Below are 26,207 nucleotides of genomic sequence, written 5' to 3' on the forward strand. Positions count from 1 at the left end.
TTTTATGCCTATTATAAGTAACACAACAAATACAATAATAAATACTGATCAAATGAGAGAAAATAGCATAAAAAGATCAGCAGAGCATGCCAAAGATACAAACAATGATAAAGAACTGTTGAAAGCTTGCCAAGACTTCGAAGAAATATTCGTTCATATGCTTTTAAAAGAAATGCGTTCAACTATCCCAGAAGATGGGTTGATGGAGAAAAGCACAGCTAGAGAAATATTCGAAGATATGTATGACCAAGAGCTTGCAAATTCTATGTCAAAAAATAATGGAATAGGTATAGCAAAAATGTTATATAATCAAATGAAAACAAAATAAAAATGTGATATCATATTAGGGAAGGTCTTAGACCTTCCTTTTATAATGTAATCAAGGAGGATATTTAATGTCGCTCACACCAGTACTCACACAAACAGCAATACTATTTATTTTAATACTAATAGGATTTATAATAAAAAAACTAAACGTAATATCAGATGAACTGGTAAAAGGATTATCAGGTTTTACAGTAAATGTAACACTTCCTCTGATGATAATCGCATCCATGAATAAAGAATTTTCAATGGAAATGCTTTCTAACAGCTTATTAATACTTGCAGCTGGATCATTAGGATTTATAGTTCCAATTATTCTGGCATCAGCGTTTTCAAAGCTGTTTCACATAGAGGAACCACAAAAAGGAGTATATAAGTTTTTAATAATATTCTCGAACACTGCATTTATGGGATTTCCTATAGTAAATGCTATGTACGGAAGCGAAGGGATATTTTATGCTGCTATATTCAACATATTGTTCAACGTATTAGTCTGGACTCTTGGAGTAGAAATAATGATAAAACATCAATTAGAGGGCAAAGATAAAGCACCTAGCACTATAAGTTCAACGCTAAAGAAGCTAATAAATCCAGGGATATTTTCAGTTATCATAGGTTTTCTAATATTTATATCGCCAATAAAGCTTCCAACACTTATAGTGAGTCCGCTAAAATTAATAGGAGACACGACAACTCCACTAGCAATGCTATTAGTAGGAGCATTGCTTACTGAAGTGAAGCTGGGAGATATGTTTAAAAACTACAAGCTATTCATAGTGTCAGCTATAAGGCTTGTCATTTTGCCAATAGTATTAGTTCTCATATTTTCAAGATTCAATTTACCTCCAATAGTTTCGGGAATAGTAGTAATACTAAGTAGTATGCCATCAGCAGCTATCGCAACAATATTCGCAAAGAACTACGACTCAGATTACAAGCTTGCATCATTAGGAGTGTTTATAACAACACTGCTAAATATGTTTACAGTACCATTGACACTATACTTGATAACGACAATTTAATAATATACAATAAAAGGAGACGATGATAATGTTAACTAACATAGAGATACAGAAAATAATCCCACATAGATATCCATTTTTACTCGTAGATAAAATAATAGAACTAGAAGAAGGTAAAAAAGCAATAGGAATCAAAAACGTTACAATAAACGAACCATTTTTCCAAGGACACTTTCCAGGCAATCCTTTGATGCCAGGAGTACTAATAGTAGAAGCGATGGCACAAGTAGGTGCAGTTGCAGTTATGACACTAGAAGAAAACAAAGACAAGCTAGCAGTATTTACAGGTATAGATAGTATTAGATTCAAGAAACAAGTGCGTCCTGGGGATATTCTAAGAATGGAAGTAGAGCTTATAGCTATGAGAAGAGGCATAGGCAAAGCTGATGCAGTAGCATATGTAGATGGTGAAGTAGCTTGCAAAGGAACATTAATGTTTGGAATAATTGGAAAAGAATAAAAAGAAGGAATTTAATGTTAGATGTAGAACTGTATCTACTTGGAGAAGCAATGAGCTAGTATCGGCTTAAATAGATTAATAGGTGAAAGTGAGGAAAACATATGCAACAGCCAGTAAATCAACAGTATTATGATTATGACGAGATATCTCTGCGTGAACTAATAGAGACTTTAATAAATGGCTGGAAGTTAATCGCTGTAATAACTGCGATTAGCTTACTAGTATCAGGAGTGTTTAGTTTCTTTATAATGGACCCAACATATGAAGCAAAATCAATACTTATGGCATCCTTTGCAACAGATAAGCTTACATCTATGCAGCAGAACGGAGAAAGTATAGAGGGAATGCTAGACTCTATATCTGCATATCCGATTATGACTATACAAACATATAAAGAGCAGATAAAGAACCCTAAAATTTTACAGCAAGTAATAGATGAACTTAAGCTAGGAGAAAAAGGAATAACCAGAAATGGCTTAAGAAACATAATTCAGCTTGAAACCATAAAAGACACAAACCTTATAGAAGTGAAGGTTACACATAGTGATCCAAAGCTTGCATCAGATATAGCTAATACTGTAGCGAAGAAATTCACTGCATTCATAACAGAACTATCAAGACAACAAGCATCGAAATCATCACAGTTTTTAAAAGGACAGCTTGAGGTTGAAAAAAAGAAGCTTGATGATGCTTCGTTAGAACTAAAAAAACAACTAGAACAGCCTAGAGGTGCTAATGAGCTTAGAGAGGAATTTAACTCAAAGCTGCAGTTATTGACAGGATATAAAACTCAGTTAGTGGAAAAAGAAGTAGAGCTTAACAAGCTTAAAGCAGGTCTTGAAGCTGCAGAAGCAGAGCTTAAGAATACTCCTCAAATATTAGTTACATATAAATCTGTAGCAGAAGATCCATTATTAGGACAAATAGTGTCAGAAAAAAATGACTCTTCAGCAACAGAAACAGCAAAGCTTACTATGAAAAATGAAGAAGTAAATGAAACTTATCTTACGCTTACATCAAAGGTATCTGAATATAAGATTGGTGTATCGGAAGCTTCAAAGGAGCTAGAAATGATTAGGTCTAAGATAGACTTAACACAGAAGGAGCTTGAAACCATACAGTCAGACCTAGTAGAGAAGGAGCATCAGTTAGCATTAGTACAAAGGAAAGTAGACTTAGCAACAGAAACATATAACGCTTTTTTAAACAAATATGAGGAAACAAGAATAGCAGAAAGTACAGAAATAGGAGATTCTACTATTAATTTAGTTTCACAGGCCCCAATACCAGAGGTTCCAGTAGGACCTAGAAAGATGCTAAACCTAGCTATAGCTGGAGTACTAGGTGCTATGGTAGGAGTATTTATAGCATTCTTTAGAGCGTATTGGCAAAAGTCAGCAATAGAAGCAAAATAGGCAGTCTAAACAAAAGTGCGGAGGTTACACATATGTCTTCAAAAACAGCAACATTAAAGCAGGGTACTATACTAACAACTGAAAATATCATATTTACTGGATTATGTATATTACTATTTTTAGCTCCATTTTTCAGAGGATTATACTTTGATCCGGAGCTATTACCAGCACATATATTTTCATTTACATTAGCATTAGTATGGATGATTTATAAATATAAAGATAAGAGCTATAAGCTTATAAAGACACCTATAGACATACTTGCTATAGGTGTAGTTTTCATGTATTTTATCTCTATATTCTATGGAGTAAATACAAGACTAGCAATAGGTGAGTTTTTAAAATATGCAAACTATTTTGTTATATTTCTATTAGCTAGAGATCTAGCAACAGATGAGAGACGTAAAAGATGGTTGTTAAATACTATTATACTAAGTGGTGTAGGAGTATGTCTAGTTGGTATAGGATCTGCCATAGGAACGTGGAGCTATAACGGGGCAATCGTAAGCGGAAGAATTAACTCTACATTCCAATACCCTAACACATTGGCTTCATACCTAGGTGCACTATTTGTACTATCTATAGGATTAGTTGTTTCAGAAGAGAGAAAACTTATTAAAGCTCTATACAGTGCTTGTTCGTCAATAATGTTATTTACATTCATACTTACGTATTCAAGAGGTATGTGGCTTATATTACCTTTTATACTTTTATTATTTATCATTTTTATACCAAATAAAAGGAAACTTGAAGCTATTATTAATTTAATAATAAATGGAGGAATTAGCATCCCACTAGCCTTCTTGTTTTCACAAAAGCTTGAAGGTGGTAGCACTATTCTTTGGATGATAGTCATATTTTCAGCAATAGCTACTGGAGTATTAACATATGCTTTATCTATGATACAGAATAGATTAAGAAATGTTTCTATTAAGAAATTGATGATAGCTTTTTCAATAATATTTATTCTTTGTGGAGTATTTGTAGCTTATGCTATAAATTCTACTATTTCATTAACTTTAGCTAATACTAGTACTGAAAATAAGTGGACAAGTGTATATAGAAATATTGAAAAAATACTTCCGAATATAGAGTATGAGTTAATAGTAAAATATAACGGTGAAAACAATAATGAGAAACTAAGTGTAGGTAGAATAAGAATATATAGTGTAGATGCAGAAGGTAAGCTAGAAAAGATAGAATTTGTTGATATAACAGATCCTCATACGAATGAATTAAACATACCATTTACTTCGCTCGACAGTACAGAAGCTGTAAGAGTGAACTTTGATAATTATTATACAGATACTTCTATTACTTATAGTGAAGCTAGTATTATAAATAAGAATACCAATGAAATAGTTAAAGATATTCCGTTAAAATACAAGTATATACCAGAAAGCATTGTTAAAAGATTTGAAAGTATAAGCTTAGAAAATCACAGTGCTCAAGCAAGAATAGCATTTTATAGAGATTCATTTAAAGTAATAAAAGATTACCCTATACTAGGAACTGGTGGTGGAGGATGGGTAACACTATACCAGATGTATCAATCGTATCTATACTGGACTAAATTGGCTCATAACTATTTTTTACAGATGTGGGTAGAAGTAGGTATTATAGGATTAGGTATATTTGTTAGTTTAGTACTAGGATTAGTGTATATAGCCTACAAAAAATATAGAAATATTGAAAATGAAGATGAAAGAACAGTATTAGTATCTGTTGTTGTTGCAGTAGCAGCAATTCTAGGACATGCTTTTATGGACTTTGACTTATCACTATCAGCTCTGACTTTTATTTTATGGATGCTGATGGGTGTGTTATATAGTGGATTTAGTATAGTTAGAGATATTGATACTAGTAATTCAAAAAATAAAAAAATAAAGCAAAATAGTAATATATGTAATGTTGTAGTATCACTTATTATGCTAATTCTAATCATAGGTTCGTCATCACTACTTTTAGCAAACAAAAACGCAGAGAAAGCACTAGCTGCTAGTAAAAAGCAAAAAATTGATGAAGCTATCAATTATTTTGAAAAAGCTTCAAAGTTTGATAAATATAACGCAGAGTATAAGACGGATTTATCTACATTTTATAAAGTGAAATTTCAACTTACTCAAGATAAAGAGTATGTAAAGAAATCTCTAGAGTTAACAGAAAAAGCCATAAGATTAGCTCCGTACAGTTCCCAGCTTAACTCTATAGCTAGTTCTGTATATATGAGTATAGGTAAAATTGATGACGCATTGGAATTAGTTGAAAAAGCTATTGAGCTACAACCTATGAGGACTCAGAATTATGTCCAAAAATGTGATGCATATCTAGCTGCATTTAACTATTATGCTGCTCAAAAGAAAGATTTAAATAAGGCAGAAGAGATTATTGAAGAGGCTTATAAAGTGAAAGAAGAGATAAAGGCTGTTAATGACATCGCATTAAAACCACTTAAATATAATGAGGATTTAGTTTATAAAATAGGGTTTATACAGTTTAATTATGAGAATTTGAAGAATAGAGAGTATAAGCTTGAAAAAGGTTATGCTTTAGACTTTGCTTATTATTTTGATTTAGATATTGATAGCAATGAAAAGATTGACAAACTCAGAATATGGAATTCTAAGGAAGGAAATATCCAATATGAGTTAATAAATGAAGAGGAAGATAGTTATATAAGAATAACTAATGATGGTGAATCATATGGCCTAGTTTATCCTTCTGGGTTAAAGCTTGAACCAGATACTGAATATAATGTTTATTTTAAAGTAAGAGGTAATGTGAAGGATACTACATTTAACTTCTATGTGTATGATGGTAAGGCTGAAAATGAAGTACAAGGTGTTTTGAAATGTGTTAAACTGAATGATGATTGGCAAATATATAAGTTAAATATAAAGACTGATTCAGATATCGAATCAGGCACTCAGTATTTGAGGCTTCAACACAATGGCAAAGACTTAGGATACATAGATATAGAGGAAACTGTCATATTTAAGAAAATAAAGTAGAAATTGAAATTTGTCGAATAGTATAAAAAAGGTAATAACGATAAACCTTGATGATACTTGGACAAAAGTTTATAATATTAATGAAATTTATTTTGACAAAATATAAGCACTTTAGAGCTTATATATTCGATCAAATATATAAGCTTAGAGTATTTATTTTTTAGGTTATGTATGGGACTTTGCCCTAGATGATTATAAAAAGATTGTGTATGCTAGAGTAGCGATAGTCTAGCTAACGGGGAGGATTACTTGAAATGAGATACTTGAAAATAAAAAGATTATTAGATATCATACTATCTTTACTAAGTCTTATCATTTTATCTCCTGTTTTCTTGATTGCAATTATGGCGATTAAGCTTGACTCGAAGGGTCCTGTTTTCTTTAAACAGAAGAGGGTTGGGATACATAAGAGTTATTTTCATATTTTAAAGTTTAGAACTATGCTTATTGATACGCCAAAGGATACACCTACGCATCTTCTTGAAAATCCAAATCAATGGATTACAAAGGTCGGGAAGTTTTTAAGAAAGACAAGTCTGGACGAACTTCCGCAGATCATCAATATCTTTAAGGGTGAGATGAGTATTATCGGGCCAAGGCCAGCTCTTTGGAATCAGTATGATTTGATTGAAGAGAGAGACAAATACGGTGCCAATGACATACCTGTAGGCCTTACTGGATTGGCACAGATTAATGGTAGGGATGAACTGTCCATTGAAGTAAAGGCAAAACTGGATGGAGAGTATGCTGAGAAGATAGGATTTTTCATGGATGTGAAATGCTTCTTTGGGACAATTGTGAGCGTACTGAAGTCAGACGGTGTCGTTGAAGGAAGTACTGGAAGTAAATCTAAACGAGAAGAATCCACAAAACAGTAGGGGTGAACAGATGTTATTAGTAACAGGTATTTCAGGCCATACAGGAAAATATTTCTTGCAAGAACTCATTAATAATAAATACGTAGGGTCAATCCGCTGCATCGTTAGAGAAACATCTGATACATCAATGTTGGATAACAGTGGATTAAATATTGAAAAGGTTGTTGGGGACATTCACGATGAGGCCTTCTTAAATGGAATAATGAAAGGTGTAGACTCAATAGTACATATCGTCAACATCAGACATACGATTAGAATCTTGAATGCTGCGATAAACAATGGCGTGAAGAGAATTGTAAGTGTACATACAACTGGTATTTTCTCTAAGTTTAGAATCGCTTCTGAAGAATATTTAATCATTGAAAAAAAAATAAAAGATATCATTTCAAAAAATGAGATAAAGATGACTATTTTAAGGCCAACCATGATTTATGGAGATGTCTGCGATAGGAACATGAGTAAATTCATTAAGATGATTGATCGATTTAGAATTTTCCCAGTAATTAATCATGGTAAGAGTTTAATCCAACCGGTTAATGCTAGAGACCTAGGCAAAGCGTACTATGATGTATTAATGATGCCTGCCGAAAGAGCTAAGTCAGAATATATCCTATCAGGAGAAAAGCCCATCACAATGCTTGAAGCATTTAAGATGATAAGCAGTAACCTCGGGAAGAAAACTGTATTTGTCAGCTTCCCACTTGGTTTTGGAGTATTCTTGGCAAGAGCAATGAAAGGATTAACAATTGGCAAAGTAGATTATATAGAAAAGGTACAGCGAATGAGTGAGGATAGGAGCTTCTCACATGAAGCTGCAGCAGTAGATTTTGGCTACCAACCAGAACCTTTTGAAACTGGTATAGCAAGAGAAGTGAAAGAATACTTTGGAAGATAAGTAGGTGCGATATAATGAAGAAAAGAATTTTGATTCTATCGAATCATTTTATTACATTATATAACTTTAGAAAAGAATTAATTAAAAGATTAAATGATGAAGGTCATGAAGTATACATTTCAATGCCAAAAGCAGATGATAACAAGTTCTTCAGTGATATGGGATGCAGAATAATTGATACACCTGTAGATCGTAGAGGAATTAATCCTATTAGAGATTTTGGATTGATTTTAAATTATATAAAGATAATGAAGGAAGTCACACCAGATATCATCTTTTCTTACACAATTAAACCGAATATCTATGGTTCCATTGCTTCCAATATTACAAAGAATAAGCAGGTCAATAATATTACTGGTACAGGCGCTACTTTTCTAAAAAGAAACTTTGTAAGCGAGGTAGCAAAACTCTTATATAGGCTATCAGTTAAAAGATCTTACAAGGTGTTTTTTCAAAATAGTGGAGACAAAGATTTATTTGTAAAAAATGGCATGGTAAAGGACAACTATGCAATACTCCCAGGCTCTGGCGTTAATCTAGAGCAATTTCAAGTCAGTGAATTACCTTATGGTGTTGATACTAATTTTATTTTTATGGGAAGAGTGATGGAATTAAAAGGTATCGATCAGTATTTGGAAACTGCTAGAGTCGTGAAAGAAAAGTATCAGTATGCGAACTTTTACATTGCAGGGTTCATTGAAGAAGAAAAATACAAATCGATTATTGAGGAATATCATTCAAAAGGAATTATTGATTACATTGGGTTTCAGAAAGATATTAAATCATGGATAGAAAAATGTCACTGCACAATTCTTCCTTCTCACGGTGGAGAAGGTGTTCCAAATGTGCTACTTGAATCAGCAGCTATGGGGAGAGTATGTATTGCTTCAAAAATTAATGGCTCAAAAGATGTTATAGATGATGGAGTGACAGGATACTTGTTTGAAACCAGAAGCGCAGAAGATTTAGCAGATAAGGTTATGTCATTTCTGAAATTGAACTTTGAAGATAAAGTTAAAATGGGCTTAGCAGGAAGAGCTAAGGTTGAGAAAGAATTTGACAGGCAGATAGTTAGTGATAGGTATTTAGATGTAATTAAAAATAATGATTAGTTATTATGCTTGGTTTCTAGCTTCAAGTAAGTAGAGGAATTAATTCGGTTAGGTCATAAGGTGAAAGGAGCTATTGTGTGGAAAAAAGAATTTTAAACAAAATAATAGTGCTTGGTGGGGCCCACCATAATGGCTTAGGGATTATTAGAAGTTTAGGAGAAAACGGCATTCCGGTTTATTTCATATCAGTAAATTCAGCTAAAAATTATGTGACAAAAAGCAAATATGTTAAGAAGAGTTGGTTCGTTTCAGGCGAAGATGAAATTATAGAATTATTATTTGGGGAGTTCAATGGAGAAAGTCATTTACCAATTATTTTTCCTTCAGATGATTATTCAGCAAGATTTTTAGATAAAAACTTAAAAGAATTGAATAATAAATTTATATTTCCTCATATATGCAATACTAGTTTAAAGATATCTGAATTGATGGATAAAGATATGATGAATCATTTAGTTAAAAAATTAGGATTTAAGATTCCAAATAGTATGTTGTTAGATTTTAGTCGAGATGATAAGATTATTATCGAAGATATCATGAGCATTATTGGACTTCCTTGTATTATAAAGCCCACTAAAAGTGTTGATGGCACGAAAAGTGATATTGTTGTAATTAATGATAGAGTGAAGTTATATAGAACTTTAGTTAACTATAAAAAAAAGTACAAAGAGTTACTAGTACAACAGTATGTCAATAAAAGTGGTGAAATAGGAATTCAAGGAATATCAACATTTAATTCTAATAATGTCTTTGTCTCAGGTATTGTTGAAAAAATTAGAGTTTCAACGATAGCACCTGGAAGCACTACATATGCAAAAATAGTAGGTGATACTACTTTATTAAATGAAGATAAAATAATATCTTTAGTGAAGAGTATTGGGTTCAAAGGTATTTTTGATATAGAGTTCATGTATGATAATAGTTATGTTTATTTTATTGAAATGAACTTCCGCAATGGTGCCTATGGCTACGCTTTTACGAAAGCTGGTATTAATTTACCGGAACTATGGATTAAAGAAGCCATCGGAGAATCTATTGAAAAATGCGACAAAAAGGTAAAAAAAACAGTAAAGGTAATGAGTGAAATCGCTGATTTTAGAAACGTATTAGATAGAAAGATTAGTTTATCGAAATGGTTTTTAGAGTTTATAAAGACTGATGTTCATCTCATCTTGAATTGGAGAGACGTAAAACCTTTTCTATTTAAATTAATATATAGAATATAAATTTTTTAATCAACTTAGAAACTAAGTTTTGAAGGGAGATGACAAGAATGAAGTATAATGTACGGGTTAAAATATGGTACTATATAAAGTTGGCGGTTAAAAAACCATACTTGATACTGTCTTTTCTCTTCAAACGTCATATTGGAGTCATTTTAATTGTACCAATAAAAGAGATATTCTTAGGATCTTCGAAAAATCAGATTAAATGTATTAAGTTAACTACTAATGTTGATATGATTTATCAGTTTTATAAGTCTGTTAATCGTGATTCTGTTTCACATAGTCAAATTAATGAATGGCTAGATAAAAATTATGATTGTTTTTTAGTATATGGAGATGCGCTAAAGCCAATTGCAGGCATGTGGGTTTTTAAAAATAATTTTAAATTATCTAATACGAGTGGCAGAACTCTTGCAAGGAAACATGAGATTATGCTTGATAAGGATACCATATATGGTGCTTATGTGATAGTAAATGAAAATCATAGAGGATGTGGAATTAACCAAGAATTATTAAGTTATGTAATTAGTTATTATTTAGATACTAGTAATTATAAAAGACTGTTATTGATTACTGGTGCGACTAATGGGGCTTATATAAGAACAGTAATGAAATTAAATGGTATTTTAGTAGGAATTACGGAAGTTTACAATATTTTGGGAGTGAAAATCCGGAGAGAGTTATTCTTAGACAGCAAAGAAAAAGTATGGAATAATAATATTTAATTGTAGGTGATAGCATGTACTTATTAAGACTAGATGACGCATCAGAATTCATGGATGTAAGTAAGTGGAATAGAATAGAAGTATTATTAGACAAGTATAGTATCAAACCTATTGTTGGTATTATACCGAACAATCAAGATCCGAATATGATAGATAAATATAAAAAAGATGAAGATTTCTGGGACAAAGTGAAATGTTGGCAAGAAAAGGAATGGACAATCGCATTACACGGTTGTAACCATGTTTATGATTCAAATTGTGGAGGATTAAATCCAGTTAATTATAGATCAGAGTTTGCAGGCATATCTCTTGAGATTCAAAAAGAAAAGATCGATATGGGGATTTCGATTCTAGATAGTCATGGTATATCTACAATGATTTTTTTTGCTCCATCTCATACATTTGATATAAATACATTAGAGGCTCTTAGACTAAAAAGCGATATTAGAATTATTAGTGATACAATTGCTAACGACATCTATAAAAGTGATGGTTTTTATTTTATTCCTCAACAATCAGGAAGAGTACGGAATCTTCCATTTAAAATTACAACATTCTGTTATCATCCAAATGAAATGACTGATCAAGATTTTTATTTGCTTGAGAAATTTATTAAGGAAAATCAAACTAAATTCAGTTCGTTTTCAGATATAGAATTTAAGGACAGAAACCTAGGGATATATGACAAAATACTTAGATTCGCATATTTTATGATTAGATTACTTCGAAATATACCAAGGAGAGTAAAGAATGAATAATGCAATTAGAATACTCCATGTTTTAGGGCGACTTGATCGTGGTGGAGCAGAAACCATGGTTATGAACCTATATCGTAATATTGATCGATCGAAAGTTCAGTTTGATTTTGTAAAGCATACAGAAGATGAATGTGACTATGATGATGAAATATTAAAATTAGGCGGTAAAATTCATACAATATCAAGATATAACGGTAAAAATCACTATAAATATATGCATCAGTGGAGAACATTATTTGAAGCACATCCTGAATACAAAATAATACATGGTCATATGAGAAGTACTGCTTCAATATATTTAAAGATTGCTAAAAACTATGGAGTTACAACTATTGCTCACAGCCATAGTACTGCATCGAGAGGAAATAAATTAGAACAGATTATTAAGTACCTTCTACAACTTCCAGTTAGATATGAAGCAGATTATTTGTTTGCGTGTTCTGATGAAGCTGGTAGATGGCTTTTTGGGAAGAAATCAGTAAAGAAGTCAAATTATAGATTGTTCAAAAATGCTATAGATATTAATAAATATTTATTTAATCAAGCTACTCGAAATAAAATACGAAAAATATTAGGAATTGAGGACAAGTTTGTAATAGGCCATGTTGGCAGTTTCACATATCCTAAGAACCATAAATTTTTAGTTGAAGTTTTTAATGAAGTGAAGAGAAGAAAGAATAATTCAACGTTATTGCTTTTGGGTGATGGTGAATTAAGAGAAAATATAATAACTCAGATAGAGCGTCTAGGTATAGAAGATAATGTGATATTACTAGGTAATGTTCCAAATATTAACGAATATTTACAAGCGATGGATGTATTTGCGTTTCCATCAATTTTTGAAGGCTTAGGGATTTCTGTTATTGAAGCTCAAACGGCAGGATTACCATGTGTTGTATCCGATAATGTACCAGAGGTGGCGTTTATAACAAAAGTGGTTAGTAGAGTTCAAATGGATGTCCATTTGTGGGAAAATAAGATATTGGACTATTGTAATTATGAAAGAACAAAAATTCCAGCTATTGTATTCAGAAATGCAGGATATGACATTGAAAAGAGCTCTCAAGAATTGATTGGTTTTTATATCGAAAAATCACTATTTTATAATACGGGGGAATAGCTATGGCAAAAAAAATTGGAATTGTAACTTGGTATCACAAAGGATATAATTTTGGGAGTACTTTACAAGCATATTCAACACAGATGGTGCTGGAACAAATGGGATATGATGCAGAATTGATTAATTATTCTTCCGACAAAAGAAAACTTAAGAAAAATATTAAAGATTTTGGAAAAAAAATATATCTTAGAATAACTAAACCTAATGTTCATCGAGCTTGGGTAAAGATGGATAAGTGGATAAATTCTAATTTGAACGTGAGTGGGAACTATGATTCGTGGGAGAAATTAAAGAAAAATGCTGGTAGATATGATGCTACAATTTGTGGGAGTGATCAAATTTGGCGGAGTCACAAAGATGGTATTATTGATCCATTTTATTTTTTACAGTTTATTAGTGAAGAGAAAAGAATTGCATATGCTCCTAGCATAGCTAGAGATTACATTGATGAAAGAATAGTTGATGAGTTTACCGCTTACGTAAAAGAAATCAGGCATCTATCAATACGCGAAAAACAAGGCGCAGAGCTTTTGAAAAAAGTTACTGGAAGAGATGCCAAAGTGGTATTGGATCCCACACTATTATTAACTAAAGATCAGTGGGAAAAACAGTTAGAAAACAAGGAAAGCTACAAAAAAGATTATATTTTCTGTTATTTATTAACGAAAAATGAGCAATATTATCAAGAAGTCCTTGAAGTTGCAAAAAATGAGAAGTTAGAGGTCATAACTCCAGCAATATTTAGTAATTGTTATAACGACTCAATACCACTTGATTCATTTGATTTTTTGAACTTAATTAAAGGAGCTAAATTTGTAGTGACCGACTCTTTTCATGGAGTTGCATTTAGTATTAGTTTTAAAAAGCGATTCGCAGCTTATAAAAGATTCCCAGATTCATACAAAAAATCTCAAAATTCAAGAATATATAACATTTTGGATGAGTTGCAAATAAGAGAAAGATTGGTTGATAATAATAGTTTACAATTAATACTCAATAAAGAAATAAATTTTCAAGAAGTTGACAAATTGCTAAATAAGATGAGGCGAGATTCATTAAGGTATCTTGAAGATTCTCTTTCAAATATATAACTATAAATTATAGATAGTTGGGTGAAATATGAAGATATTAATTAAGTCTAATTTCATTTTGATTTTTATATTATTATTATTCAATGGTCGAGGAAGTTCAAATAATGTGTTTGTATTTAATCTGGATGTTGGATTTGCGTATGTTCTAGTTTTAATACTACAGATTGTGTCATTGTTTATGCTATGGACATATAGAAAAATTAGAATTGATAAAATTACGATTTTACTATCTATACAAATTTTATTATATACATTATCATTACTAATATTTCCAGACAGTATAGATAGTATGAAATATTATGTTGCTGCTTTGATATCATTAGGAACATACATGTTCTTTTTAAATTCGTCTGTAAACATAATGAATAAAAAAATGCTGCTGCTATCAGAAATGGCAATAATAATTATCAGTTTACAGATGGTATCTTTAACAATTAGAGCAATAACTAGTAATATACCATATTATTTGATGAAGAATTATATTCAGACACCTACTGGTGGTTCTAATTATGTAGGTAGCTTTTTATTAATGTTTTTAGTATTAGTAATAAATCTAGAAGAAAAAAAGATTAGGAAGTTCATTTTTATATTATTAGGAATTTTGGGTGTTGTTTTAACGAGATCAAATGGTGCTATGGTGTTATTAGTTATGATTTTTATTTTTGAATATGGTAGAAGATGTCTATCAAGTCGCAACCTACGTGATAGTATAAAATATGGCATATTAATTATTTTAAGTGGATTTATTTTATGGAAAACATTTGAATTGTTTCCAGGTTATTTTGAGCGTTTTACTCTTAGTTTTCAAAGGTTCTTTTTTGGCGGTTCAGAAGGAATAGTTGCTAGTTCAAACAATAGGGTTGATTTATATAGTAAATCTTTAAGAGAGATAGCTAAAAATCCAATTATTGGGCATGGTCTTAATTATCGAAATTATATTTTAGATATGTCAGCACATAATCTAATTCTTGATCAGTTATTAAAAGCTGGTTTGTTTAGTGCTATAGTTTTTTTAGCTTATATTTCTACACTCCTTTATAACTTTAGTAAATACCGTAAGAGTAACAAGGAAATTAAAACTTTAAGTAAAATGGTTGTTGTAGTAATGATAAATGGAATGTTTGAACAAAACTTAGGTGGTCTTAATTTTGACTTTTTCTTTTGGCTGTTTTGTGGCGTAGGAATGGCTAATGTTAATTATATTAAAGAATTAAAATATAGAACTTAAAGGAATTAAAATGAAATAGTAGTCTATTGAGCATATTTTAATAGATAGGGGTGATTTATGAATGATTATTTGTGATAAAAAAATATGTACTGGATGTGCTGCTTGTTACAGCATATGTCCGGTGAATTGTATTTCAATGGAGTATGATGAAGATGGTTTTCTTGTACCTATTGTTGATGATGAAAATTGTATAAAATGCAATAAGTGCAAAGAAATATGTCCTTCTTTAAATAAGGTACCATATAAAAACTATAAATCCCCTATTACCATAGGTTGCTGGCATAAGAATAAGGAAACTTTAAAAAAGAGTAGTTCAGGCGGTGCATTTTCTGCTATGGCTGAATATACTTTTAAGAATAATGGAGTTGTTATAGGCTGTTCAATGGGCGAAGATTTAACACCTTATCATACTATTGCTTATGATTATGAAGATTTAAAACCTATACATGGATCAAAGTATCTTCAAAGCGAGATCAAAGATATGTATATAGAAACAAAAAAATTATTGGATATGGGTGTTGACGTGCTATTTTCAGGTTGTCCTTGTCAGATAGCAGGATTGTATGCATATTTAAAGAATGATGTGTATACAAACCTAATTACTGTGGATTTGGTTTGTCATGGCGTAGGGTCAAAAAAAATATTTGATAATTATATTCAAGAAATGAATGAAAAATTTGGAGACAGTATAAAAGAGATTTCATTTAGAAGTAAAGAAAAGAACGGAAGAAATTATGTAACTAAGTTATCATTTTCAAATAGTTCACCTAAATATGTTTCTGCATTAAGAGATCCATATATGAGCTGCTACCTACAAAGAGCTATCTATCGTGATAGTTGTTACCAATGCAAATACGCTGATTTACCTAGAGTTGCAGATTTTACTGTAGGAGACTTTATCGGAATTAATCGAAAAGAGATATCTAAAAAAGATTACCGTAATGGCGTTTCAGTTATTTTATTAAACAACAAAAAAGCAGAAGAAAAATTTGAAGATTTCAAGCAATATTTGAATTGGATGGAACGACCGTTAAAAGAAGCAACATCTACTAATTCTAATATATATAAATCCAGCGTTATGCCGAGTTATAGAGAAGAAATTTTTAATAGTTTTGACTCTGTAACTACTGTTAAGAATAAATATTGTAATTTTAAATTGAGGGTTCATATAGCAAATATTATTGGAGAGGATAATATGCTATTAGTAAAAGGACTACTTCGAAAGATTAGATTTAAACAAAACTAGTATGGGGTGTTTGCTTGAAGGCGGAAATAAAATCGATAATTAATGTATTGTCAGCAAATATAATTATTATATTAATAGGAATAGTCCAGACGTTTATTCTACCATCTATACTTGTGCCTGAAGAATATGGATATTGGTCACTATATTTATTGTACACAGGATATGCTGGATTTTTGATATTGGGTTTCTGTGATGGATTTTATTTAAAATATGGTGGAGAAAAATATGAAGATTTAGATAAAAGTATATTTTCATGCTATCATTGGATTCTAGCAACTTATCTTATAACTTTATTTGCAATTTGGTATTTACTACTAACTGCATTTTTACCGCACGATAAAAGATATCTAGTTTTCATATTTATTGGTATTGGAGTTGTATTGTCTAATCAAAGAAGCTTTTTTGTTTTACTGAATCAAGCTACAGCAAGGTTCTCTATATATGCAAAAGGTCATGTGATAGAAAAAATTTCTATTTTAATCATTGCTATAATATGTATTTTTGTTAGAAATGTAAATGCTTTTTATATAATAATTGCTTCTGTAGTAGGCAAATTAATTACTTTGATATATTTCACATTTTTTTCAAAAGATATAGTACTTACAAAGCCTCATATTGACAAAAATATTGGGCTTTCAGTTATTGATAATATTAAAGTAGGATTTACATTAACTCTTTCAGGAGTTGGTGGTATGTTAATGACTGGATTCGGACGATTTGTTGTTGAGAAACAGTTGGGAATAGTGGAATTAGGATATTATTCATTGATGTTTTCAATATCAGCACTATTTACACAACTGATATATGCTTTTTCTACTGTTTTTTTTCCTGTTTTTCGTAGAGTGAAAGAAATAAGGGCTAAATATTTATTAGGTCGATTTGACCAACTAATAATTAATTTATCAGGAATTATATTAATTATATATTATCCTGCACGCTATCTATTAGAGATTATTTTTCCGCAATATCATCCTGCAATGAATCCGATGGTTTTCCTATTCCCTATAGTTATATGTCAGAGCCGTATGACATTGGTATATAATACGCTTTATAAAGTCTTAAGATACGAAAAACAGTTACTCAAAAATGTTCTCATTGCTTTAGCATTTAGTACATTAGTAACAATTGTGTTTTTTAACCTAAATAAGGACAAAGAATCAGTTGCTTTTGCAACATATTTAGGTTTTTTATTTTGGAACACTATTGCAAGATACTATTATAGGAAAAAAGAAAATATCAATAATAAATGGATAACACCAGATATATTCCTTTCATTTATATATATTCTAGCTAATTTAATTTGGGGTTATACAGTTACTTCGTTTGTAATTATATCAGTAGCAGTTATACTAGTTGTTGCGTCAAAGATTCAAGAAACTGATGAGATTATTAAAGAGTTTAGAAAAAGTATATGAAGGTGAGCGTATGAAAAAAATCATGATAATGGCAGGTTCGTACTATCCTAAACCGATGGCAAATGGTATTTGTGTGCATCAGATAGCTCTTGCGTTAAAAAAAATAGGATATGAAGTCCACATAATATGTTTCAATAAAAAAGGTGATAAAAAAGAGGAAGAGTTTGAAGGTGTTTTTATCCACAGAGTAAAAATGCGATTGTTTTTTAAGATGCGCTTTTATGCTGAAGATCAAATCGACACTTGGCATGGTAAATTAATTTATAGAACGGCCATGCTATTAAACAAATTTAAAAAAATATTATATTTACCTTTATATCCTATGACATCACCATTATTTATTTATAGATACTATATTAGGTCAAAAGAAATACACAAAGAACAAAACTTCGATATGATTCTGTCAGTATATAATCCATTAGAAGCTCTCGTTGCAGGGACTATGATGAAAAAGAGGTATAAAGATATAAAACTAGGGTTATATGTTTTGGATTCACTTACTAACGGTTCGAAAAGAGAGTTTTTGCCTAAGTCATGGACAGAAAAAAAAGGTTGGCAATGGGAACGAATATTCTATAGTATGAGTGATGTGATTTTTAATATGAGATGTCATGAAGAGCATCATAAAAAATCAAGGTATGATAAGTATAGAGAAGAAATGAAAATAGTGGATATTCCTTTATTTAGAACGTTGAATCAAGGGTTTCATAAACAAACTAAAATACTTGATTATGGAAGTTTTAATTGGATATATACAGGTACTTTGCGAATGAGAAATTATAACCCATGGTATGCAATAAAAATTTTTAATATTATTCAAGAAAAAAGAAAAAAAATGAAATTTCATTTTTTTAGTCGCGGAGATTGCGAAGAGAAGCTTATGGAATACGAAAGGATTACAGAAGGTGCAATTGTCAGACATGGATTTGTTGAAAGCGAAATATCTATTTCTGCTATTATGGAGTCGGATATTTTAATAAGTGTAGGTACTTCTGATTCTAGCATGATTCCTTCAAAAATATTTGAATACATGTCAACTGGAAAACCGATAATTCATTTTTACAAACAAGAGAATGACGTTTGTCTTCAATATTATAATATGTACCCATTAGCTATATGTATAAAAGAGGATGATGAATTATTAAGAAATAATGCTGAAAAAATTTTTGCGTTTATAGATGATATAAAAGGTCGAAAAGTAAAATTTAGTGATATTAAAGACCGTTTTGTAATGAATACACCGGAATATACGACATCGATTATTGATGGCATTGTAGATAATAAATAATTGGAGGGTTATACTATGTTTAAAGATAAGACATTACTGATAACAGGTGGTACGGGCTCATTTGGGAATGTAGTTTTAGAACGATTTCTAGATACCGATATCAAAGAGATTAGAATTTTTTCAAGAGATGAAAAAAAACAAGATGATATGCGAAGACATTACCAAAACGATAAAATAAAGTATTATATAGGTAATGTTAGAGATATAGCAAGTATTAGAAATGCAATACATGGAGTAGATTATATATTTCATGCAGCAGCATTAAAGCAAGTTCCTTCATGTGAGTTCTTTCCAATCGAAGCTGTAAAAACTAATGTGTTGGGTACAGATAATGTTTTAACAGCAGCAATTGAGGTAGGTGTAAAAAAAGTTATTTGTCTTTCTACGGACAAAGCCGCTTATCCAGTAAACGCAATGGGTATATCCAAAGCTCTAATGGAAAAAACATTTATTGCTAAATCAAGAACGGTTCGAGCTGATAGAACATTAATATGTGGAACAAGGTATGGTAATGTTATGGCTTCAAGAGGTTCTGTTATTCCGTTATTTATTCAACAGATAAAAAATGGTGAACCCATAACAGTTACAGATCCCAATATGACTAGATTTATTATGAGTTTAGATGATGCGGTTGAGCTTGTTTTATATGCATTTGGAAATGCAGAAACTGGTGATATTATGGTTCAAAAATCGCCTTCATGTTATATTGGAGATTTAGCACAAGCGTTAAAAGAGTTATTTAAGGTTAATAATGAAATCCAAGTAATTGGAACACGCCATGGTGAAAAGATGTATGAGGTTTTATTGACGAAGGAAGAAGCTGCTAAATCGATTGACAAAGGTAATTTTTATAGAGTACCAGCAGATAATAGGGATTTAAATTATGAAAAATATCTTGAGCAGGGGTCTAAAAAGATATCTTTAACTGATGAGTATAATTCAAATAATACAGAGATATTCAGTGTTGAACAGATCAAAGAAAAGTTACTAAAGCTTGATTATATTCAGGAAGAACTAAAAAGCTGGGAGGTTAGATAATGAAAGTCTTATCCCTAGGGGGTACAGGAATGGCAGGCCATACTATTTCAATATATTTTAAGGAAGCAGGCCATGATGTAACAGCCTTTAGCCGAAGTAAAGTAGATTACTGTAATAGTATCAATGGTGATATTGCTGATTTTGAAAAATTAAAAAAGATAATAAAAGAGGGTAATTACGACGCTATCATAAATGCTATAGGCATTCTTAATCAGGATGCTGAAGACAATAAGTCAATGGCTGTATTATTAAATAGTTATTTACCACACTTTTTAAGTGATGTAACTAAAGATATGAAGACTAGAATTATTCATATGAGTACAGATTGTGTATTTTCTGGGAAAACAGGTGGATATACTGAAACTTCATTTAGAGATGGCGAAACCTTTTATGATAGATCAAAGGCTTTGGGTGAAATAGAAAATTCCAAAGACCTTACTTTTAGAAATTCCATTATTGGCCCTGACATGAACGAAAGAGGGATTGGCCTGTTTAATTGGTTTATGAAGCAAGATGGTCAGATTAATGGTTTTACAAAAACAATCTGGACAGGTGTGACAACACTGACACTTGCAAAAGCTATGGAGCAAGCATTGAAAGAAGATATTACAGGACTTTACAATCTTGTAAATAATAAGACTATAAGTAAATATGAGCTTTTAGAGTTATTCAATAAATACTTGAAAAATAATCAATTAGAAATTCTACAAAGTAATAAGGTTTCTTTAGATAAATCATTAATAAATAACAGAACAGATTTTTCTTTTAAGGTACCAAGTTATGAAGAAATGATTATTGACATGAAAGAGTGGATTGATAATCATAAGGAACTATATCCTCATTATTTCGACCAAGTGAAAAAACAAGGTAAAAACTAAATTAATCAGAAAGTAGGATAATCTTTAAAAAATAAAAATCTTTTAGGATTTACAAAGGATTTATAAAATATACTGATGGAAATATTGTGGTAATGAAGTTATTTAATTTAGTGTTATAGATGGAAAGTTAAGACGGTCTATACGGTTTATATAGAAAAGAGGTAAAAGGAATGAAAATACTAATAACAGGTGTAGCCGGTTTCATCGGCTTTCACCTTGCACAAAATTTACTCAAAAATGAATATAACATCATAGGTATCGACAACATGAATGATTACTACGATTCAAAATTAAAAAATTCTAGACTTGAAGTCTTGGGCCAATATAGCAACTTTACATTCCAGAAAATGGATATTAAGGATAAGCAAGCAGTAGATAATATCTTTGAAACATATAAGCCGATACATGTTATAAACCTTGCTGCTCAAGCAGGAGTTCGCTATTCCATAGAGAACCCTTATGTTTATGTGGATTCAAATCTAATTGGGTTTATGAATATTCTTGAAGCTTGCAGAAACTATCCAGTTGAGCATCTTTTGTATGCTTCATCGAGTTCTGTTTATGGCGGAAATAAAGTAGTACCATTTTCAACAAATCATAATGTAGATCATCCTGTTTCACTTTATGCAACAACAAAAAAATCTAACGAGTTGATGGCTCATACATATAGCCATCTTTATGGGATTCCAACAACTGGGTTAAGGTTCTTTACTGTTTATGGTCCATGGGGAAGACCTGACATGGCGTACTTTTCTTTTACGAAAGACATCCTATCAGGAAAACCTATTAAAGTATTCAATCACGGCAAAATGGAAAGAGACTTCACTTACATCGATGATATTGTTGAGGGAATTGTTAAGCTTATTGATAAAGCACCAGTAGCCAATAAAGAGTGGGATGAAAGAAAGGATGATTTAAGCACAAGCTTTGCACCTTATAAGATCTACAATATCGGAAATAATAATCCAGTTCAGCTCATGAGGTTCATTAATGTTTTGGAATCTGCTCTTGGAAAAGAAACAGAGAAAATTTACATGGATATGCAGCTCGGTGATGTATTAAGAACATATGCCGATGTAAGTGATTTAGAAAAAGATATAAACTTCAAACCAAGTACAAGTATTGAAGATGGTCTTCAGAAGTTTGTGGATTGGTATAAAGAATATTACAAGGTGGAGAGTAGATTTTAAACATAAACATGGAAAAATAGAATCTATATGATTCTTAATATATCACTCAATTACAAGGGGGTAATCAAACCATGAAAATAACTATTGCTGGAACAGGCTATGTAGGCCTTTCCAATGCCATACTTTTAGCACAACACAATGAAGTTATAGCATTAGATATTATTCATGACAAAGTTGATATGATCAATAACAAGAAATCTCCAATCATCGATCCAGAGATTGAAGATTTTCTTGCAACAAAGGACCTGAATCTTACGGCAACAACAGATAATTTCAAAGCATACAAAAATGCGGAATATGTTATCATCTCAACACCTACTAACTATGATCCGGAGAAGAATTACTTTAATACAAGAACGGTTGAAGCAGTCATTGCAAATGTACTAGCCATTAATCCAAATGCTGTTATGATTATAAAATCTACGGTTCCTGTTGGCTATACTGAAAAAGTAAAAGAAATGTTCGATACAGAGAATATCATTTTTTCTCCGGAATTTTTAAGAGAAGGTAAAGCACTATATGATAATCTTTACCCTTCAAGAATTGTAGTAGGAGAAGAGTCTGAAAGAGCTAGAGTGTTTGCTAATCTTTTAGCTGAAGGCGCTATTAAAGAAGATATTCCAATGCTGTTTACTGGTTCTACGGAAGCTGAGGCCATCAAGCTTTTTGCAAATACTTATCTTGCAATGAGAGTGGCATATTTTAACGAATTAGATTCTTATGCTGAGGTCAGGGGACTTAATACAAAACAAATTATTAAAGGTGTTGGACTAGACCCAAGAATCGGTAATTACTATAATAACCCTTCCTTTGGTTATGGTGGATATTGCTTGCCGAAGGATACAAAGCAGCTCTTAGCAAACTACTCAGATGTGCCGCAAAATATTATGTCAGCTATCGTTGATGCAAATAGAACAAGAAAAGACCATATTGCTGACATGATCATTAAAAGACAACCTAAAATTGTTGGTATCTACAGATTAACAATGAAGATGGATTCTGATAACTTTAGACAGTCTGCTATTCAAGGAGTCATGAAGCGTATCAAAGCAAAAGGTATTGAAGTAGTTGTATATGAACCTGCCCTTGAAGCAGATGATTTTTATAATTCAAGAGTAATTAAAGATTTTGATGAATTTAAAAAAATATCAGATGTTATCGTTGCAAACAGATTATCTGATGAAATTAAGGATGTAGCAGACAAGGTCTATACAAGAGATTTGTTCAGTAGAGATTAGTTTTGAGAGAAATTATCATGAAGATATAAGTATTAATCAATTGATAGCAAAGATACCTTTCTTAGAATAAACCAAAAGGTATCTTTTGCTGTATAGGCATATAAGTGATATAATATAAGTAGTTTTGTAGTTATAAAAACGCTCTATTTTTAAAAGAGGGGAGCTACAGCATGCAAAAAAAAATAAGAAGTATATATCTAGTTATTTTAGATGTCATTTTAATCAATCTAGCCTTTTATCTAGCATTTTACTTAAGGTTTGAAGGAAATATTCCAATTGAGCATTTCCAGAAGTACTTGGACAACATCTTAATATTGACGGTTATAAAAATTGCCATATTTGCATACTTCAAACTTTACAAAAGCTTATGGAAATATGCAAGTGTAGAAGAGCTTATTCAAATTGTTGTTGCATCATTTGTTGCTAATGCTGGTGTTTTAAGCTTTCTGTTTATAAAGCAGACTCACTTGCCTAGAAGTATTTACATAATAGTTGGTATGTTAGATGTTATATTAATAGGTGGAGTACGATTTAGTTATAGAGCTCTTACAAGAATGAAAAGTAACGAGATAAAAAGAACTACTGATGAAAAGAGAGTAATGATAATTGGAGCTGGTGATGCAGGAGCTATGGTTATAAAAGAGCTTAAAAATCATACTCAGCTAAACAGTAGACCAGTCGCTATTATTGATGATGATTATAAAAAAGAAGGACAAAGAATAAATGGTGTACCAGTATTAGGACAAAGGCTTGACATAGCAAGTGTTGCCCATAAGATGAAAATAGATGAGATAATCATAGCTATTCCATCAGCAAGTAAAAGTGATATAAGAAAAATAGTAGAGGAATGTAAAAGGACTAAGTGTAAGCTAAAGATTTTACCAGGTATGTTTGAGCTTATAGATGGTAAGGTTAGTATAAAAGAAATAAGAGATGTTCAGATAGAAGACTTGTTAGGCAGAGATGAAGTCAATCTAAATACTGAAGAAATTAGTGAGTACATAAGAAACAAAAGAATTTTAGTTACAGGTGGAGGCGGCTCTATAGGCTCAGAGCTATGTAGACAGATTGCGAAGTTTAACCCATCAGAGCTATGTATATTAGACATATATGAAAACAATGTATATGACTTACAAAACGAGCTAAGAAGAAAGTATAAAGACTTAAATCTAAAGGTTATTATTGCTTCTGTGAGAGACAAGGATAGAATACACGAAGTAATGAAAGATATCAGACCAGATGTGGTATTCCATGCAGCTGCACATAAGCATGTTCCACTGATGGAGGATAACCCTAAAGAAGCAATTAAAAACAATGTATTTGGAACCTTAAACACAGCACAGGCGGCGGATAAATACGGTGTAAAAAGATTTGTCATGATATCTACTGATAAAGCTGTTAATCCTACTAATATTATGGGTGCATCAAAAAGAATATGTGAGATGATAATACAATCCATCGACAGACAGAGTAAGACTGAATTCGTAGCTGTTAGGTTTGGAAATGTACTAGGCAGTAATGGTAGTGTTATACCACTATTTAAGAAGCAAATAATAGAAGGTGGGCCTGTTACACTTACTCATCCTGATATTATCAGATACTTTATGACTATACCTGAAGCAGCACAGCTTGTTATCCAAGCAGGTGCTATGGCAAAGGGTGGAGAGATATTTGTATTAGACATGGGCGAACCTGTTAAGATAATAGATTTAGCCAGAGATTTGATTAGACTTTCAGGCTTTGAGCCAGACACAGATATACCGATTAAAGTTGTTGGACTTAGACCAGGAGAAAAGCTATATGAAGAACTACTCCTTGATGAAGAAGGAATAGAGTCCACTGGACATAAGAAAATATTCATTGGCAAACCAACCTTTACTGATTATAAACTGTTGTTAAAATCGATTCAGACACTTAGTGATATGATTCTAACATGTAAAGATAATGATGTAAAAGATTACATAAAGCAAATGGTACCAACTTATATAACAGACAATAACTCACATAAGCAAAATAATAAAATGAAAGCAAAAGAGATGGCATATACTGAAATATCAGCCAGCAAGCAGCCTAACTAGGCAGCTATATATTTCATTTAAAAGGGGACAGGCAATGCAAAATATATTTGATATACTAAGTAAGGAAATAATGGTACTATTAACAGCAGCCTTGCCTATTATAGAGCTGAGAGGTGCAATACCCTTTGGAGTATCATTAGGATTATCTCCATGGCATGCATTTCTTATCAGCTTTTTAGGGAGCATGATACCAGTGCCAATATTGCTATTTACTGTAAGACCTATATTTAATTACTTGAAAAAAACTAAGACCTTTAAGAAAATGATAAATAGATTGACAAATAAAACATTAAACAGAAGTGGAAGAATACAGAAGTATGGTTTCTGGGGACTCATATTATTTGTTGGTATACCGCTTCCAGGAACAGGGGTATGGTCTGGAGTATTAGCAGCTTCACTACTAGATATGAGATTTAAACTAGTTTTCCCAGCTATTTTCATAGGTAACTTAATAGCAGGAATCATAATGATGCTTTTAAGTAATGGAGCCTTAAGAGCAATAGATATCTTCGGATAGAGAATGATTGATGCCAGGCGCTTAACATATTTTTATTAACTTTTAATGTATATG

Annotated in this window: 23 protein-coding genes; all 23 read left to right on the forward strand. The window is 31.4% G+C overall.

Annotation, left to right across the window (positions count from 1 at the left end):
- Positions 1–4 precede the first annotated feature (4 nt).
- The 23 genes from HNR33_RS06855 to HNR33_RS06965 all read left to right on the forward strand — a co-directional run bounded on the left by HNR33_RS06855 (position 5) and on the right by HNR33_RS06965 (position 26,153).
- The gene (locus tag HNR33_RS06855) at positions 5–328 is read left to right on the forward strand and encodes a rod-binding protein (protein WP_429081579.1); all 324 of its coding nucleotides are present in this window, start codon (positions 5–7) and stop codon (positions 326–328) included.
- Between the two features lie 67 nt (positions 329–395).
- A complete protein-coding gene (locus HNR33_RS06860; RefSeq protein WP_429081580.1) occupies positions 396–1,346 on the forward strand; it encodes an AEC family transporter in 951 nt (316 codons plus the stop codon).
- 28 nt (positions 1,347–1,374) lie between these two features.
- Positions 1,375–1,806, forward strand: a complete 432-nt coding sequence (gene fabZ / locus HNR33_RS06865; RefSeq protein ID WP_429081582.1) for a 3-hydroxyacyl-ACP dehydratase FabZ — start codon at positions 1,375–1,377, stop codon at positions 1,804–1,806.
- Between the two features lie 101 nt (positions 1,807–1,907).
- The gene (locus tag HNR33_RS06870) at positions 1,908–3,221 is read left to right on the forward strand and encodes a GumC family protein (protein WP_429081583.1); all 1,314 of its coding nucleotides are present in this window, start codon (positions 1,908–1,910) and stop codon (positions 3,219–3,221) included.
- Between the two features lie 32 nt (positions 3,222–3,253).
- Positions 3,254–6,232, forward strand: a complete 2,979-nt coding sequence (locus HNR33_RS06875; protein ID WP_429081584.1) for an O-antigen ligase family protein — start codon at positions 3,254–3,256, stop codon at positions 6,230–6,232.
- A 254-nt stretch (positions 6,233–6,486) separates the two neighbouring features.
- The gene (locus HNR33_RS06880; RefSeq protein WP_429081586.1) at positions 6,487–7,110 is read left to right on the forward strand and encodes a sugar transferase; all 624 of its coding nucleotides are present in this window, start codon (positions 6,487–6,489) and stop codon (positions 7,108–7,110) included.
- Positions 7,058–8,005: an NAD-dependent epimerase/dehydratase family protein gene (locus HNR33_RS06885; protein WP_429081587.1), complete on the forward strand. Its 948-nt coding sequence runs from the start codon at positions 7,058–7,060 to the stop codon at positions 8,003–8,005. Before HNR33_RS06880 ends, HNR33_RS06885 begins: the two co-directional genes overlap by 53 nt.
- Positions 8,006–8,019: 14 nt before the next feature.
- Positions 8,020–9,117, forward strand: a complete 1,098-nt coding sequence (locus tag HNR33_RS06890) for a glycosyltransferase family 4 protein (protein WP_429081590.1) — start codon at positions 8,020–8,022, stop codon at positions 9,115–9,117.
- A gap of 77 nt (positions 9,118–9,194) precedes the next feature.
- Positions 9,195–10,343 (forward strand): ATP-grasp domain-containing protein, encoded by a 1,149-nt coding sequence (locus HNR33_RS06895; protein ID WP_429081592.1) that lies wholly within the window; start codon positions 9,195–9,197, stop codon positions 10,341–10,343.
- 47 nt (positions 10,344–10,390) lie between these two features.
- Positions 10,391–11,068, forward strand: coding sequence for a GNAT family N-acetyltransferase (locus HNR33_RS06900; RefSeq protein ID WP_429081593.1), 678 nt, complete (start codon positions 10,391–10,393; stop codon positions 11,066–11,068).
- Between the two features lie 14 nt (positions 11,069–11,082).
- Positions 11,083–11,826, forward strand: coding sequence for a DUF2334 domain-containing protein (locus HNR33_RS06905; protein WP_429081595.1), 744 nt, complete (start codon positions 11,083–11,085; stop codon positions 11,824–11,826).
- Positions 11,819–12,946, forward strand: a complete 1,128-nt coding sequence (locus tag HNR33_RS06910; RefSeq protein WP_429081597.1) for a glycosyltransferase family 1 protein — start codon at positions 11,819–11,821, stop codon at positions 12,944–12,946. The genes HNR33_RS06905 and HNR33_RS06910 overlap by 8 nt, the downstream gene beginning before the upstream one ends.
- Positions 12,947–12,948: 2 nt before the next feature.
- The gene (locus tag HNR33_RS06915) at positions 12,949–14,037 is read left to right on the forward strand and encodes a polysaccharide pyruvyl transferase family protein (RefSeq protein ID WP_429081600.1); all 1,089 of its coding nucleotides are present in this window, start codon (positions 12,949–12,951) and stop codon (positions 14,035–14,037) included.
- 28 nt (positions 14,038–14,065) lie between these two features.
- On the forward strand, positions 14,066–15,265 hold the full coding sequence (locus HNR33_RS06920; protein ID WP_429081601.1) for an O-antigen ligase family protein: 1,200 nt from the start codon (positions 14,066–14,068) through the stop codon (positions 15,263–15,265).
- 61 nt (positions 15,266–15,326) lie between these two features.
- Complete coding sequence (locus HNR33_RS06925) at positions 15,327–16,511, forward strand: Coenzyme F420 hydrogenase/dehydrogenase, beta subunit C-terminal domain (protein WP_429081604.1); 1,185 nt, start codon at positions 15,327–15,329, stop codon at positions 16,509–16,511.
- A gap of 14 nt (positions 16,512–16,525) precedes the next feature.
- Positions 16,526–17,926, forward strand: a complete 1,401-nt coding sequence (locus HNR33_RS06930) for a lipopolysaccharide biosynthesis protein (RefSeq protein WP_429081606.1) — start codon at positions 16,526–16,528, stop codon at positions 17,924–17,926.
- Positions 17,927–17,936: 10 nt separating this feature from the next.
- The gene (locus HNR33_RS06935; protein ID WP_429081609.1) at positions 17,937–19,214 is read left to right on the forward strand and encodes a glycosyltransferase family protein; all 1,278 of its coding nucleotides are present in this window, start codon (positions 17,937–17,939) and stop codon (positions 19,212–19,214) included.
- Between the two features lie 15 nt (positions 19,215–19,229).
- The gene (locus tag HNR33_RS06940) at positions 19,230–20,252 is read left to right on the forward strand and encodes a polysaccharide biosynthesis protein (RefSeq protein WP_429081610.1); all 1,023 of its coding nucleotides are present in this window, start codon (positions 19,230–19,232) and stop codon (positions 20,250–20,252) included.
- Positions 20,252–21,130 carry an SDR family oxidoreductase gene (locus HNR33_RS06945; RefSeq protein WP_429081613.1) on the forward strand — a complete coding sequence of 293 codons (879 nt, stop codon included), beginning with the start codon at positions 20,252–20,254 and terminating at the stop codon, positions 21,128–21,130. The genes HNR33_RS06940 and HNR33_RS06945 overlap by 1 nt, the downstream gene beginning before the upstream one ends.
- Before the next feature lie 170 nt (positions 21,131–21,300).
- Complete coding sequence (locus HNR33_RS06950; protein ID WP_429081616.1) at positions 21,301–22,320, forward strand: NAD-dependent epimerase; 1,020 nt, start codon at positions 21,301–21,303, stop codon at positions 22,318–22,320.
- A 71-nt stretch (positions 22,321–22,391) separates the two neighbouring features.
- Complete coding sequence (locus HNR33_RS06955) at positions 22,392–23,558, forward strand: nucleotide sugar dehydrogenase (RefSeq protein ID WP_429081619.1); 1,167 nt, start codon at positions 22,392–22,394, stop codon at positions 23,556–23,558.
- A 170-nt stretch (positions 23,559–23,728) separates the two neighbouring features.
- Positions 23,729–25,636 carry a polysaccharide biosynthesis protein gene (locus HNR33_RS06960; protein WP_429081620.1) on the forward strand — a complete coding sequence of 636 codons (1,908 nt, stop codon included), beginning with the start codon at positions 23,729–23,731 and terminating at the stop codon, positions 25,634–25,636.
- A 34-nt stretch (positions 25,637–25,670) separates the two neighbouring features.
- Positions 25,671–26,153, forward strand: a complete 483-nt coding sequence (locus tag HNR33_RS06965) for a COG2426 family protein (RefSeq protein ID WP_429081622.1) — start codon at positions 25,671–25,673, stop codon at positions 26,151–26,153.
- Positions 26,154–26,207 lie beyond the last annotated feature (54 nt).

The sequence above is a fragment of the Brassicibacter mesophilus genome (assembly GCF_050433385.1).
Classification (GTDB): domain Bacteria; phylum Bacillota; class Clostridia; order Tissierellales; family Proteiniboraceae; genus Brassicibacter; species Brassicibacter mesophilus.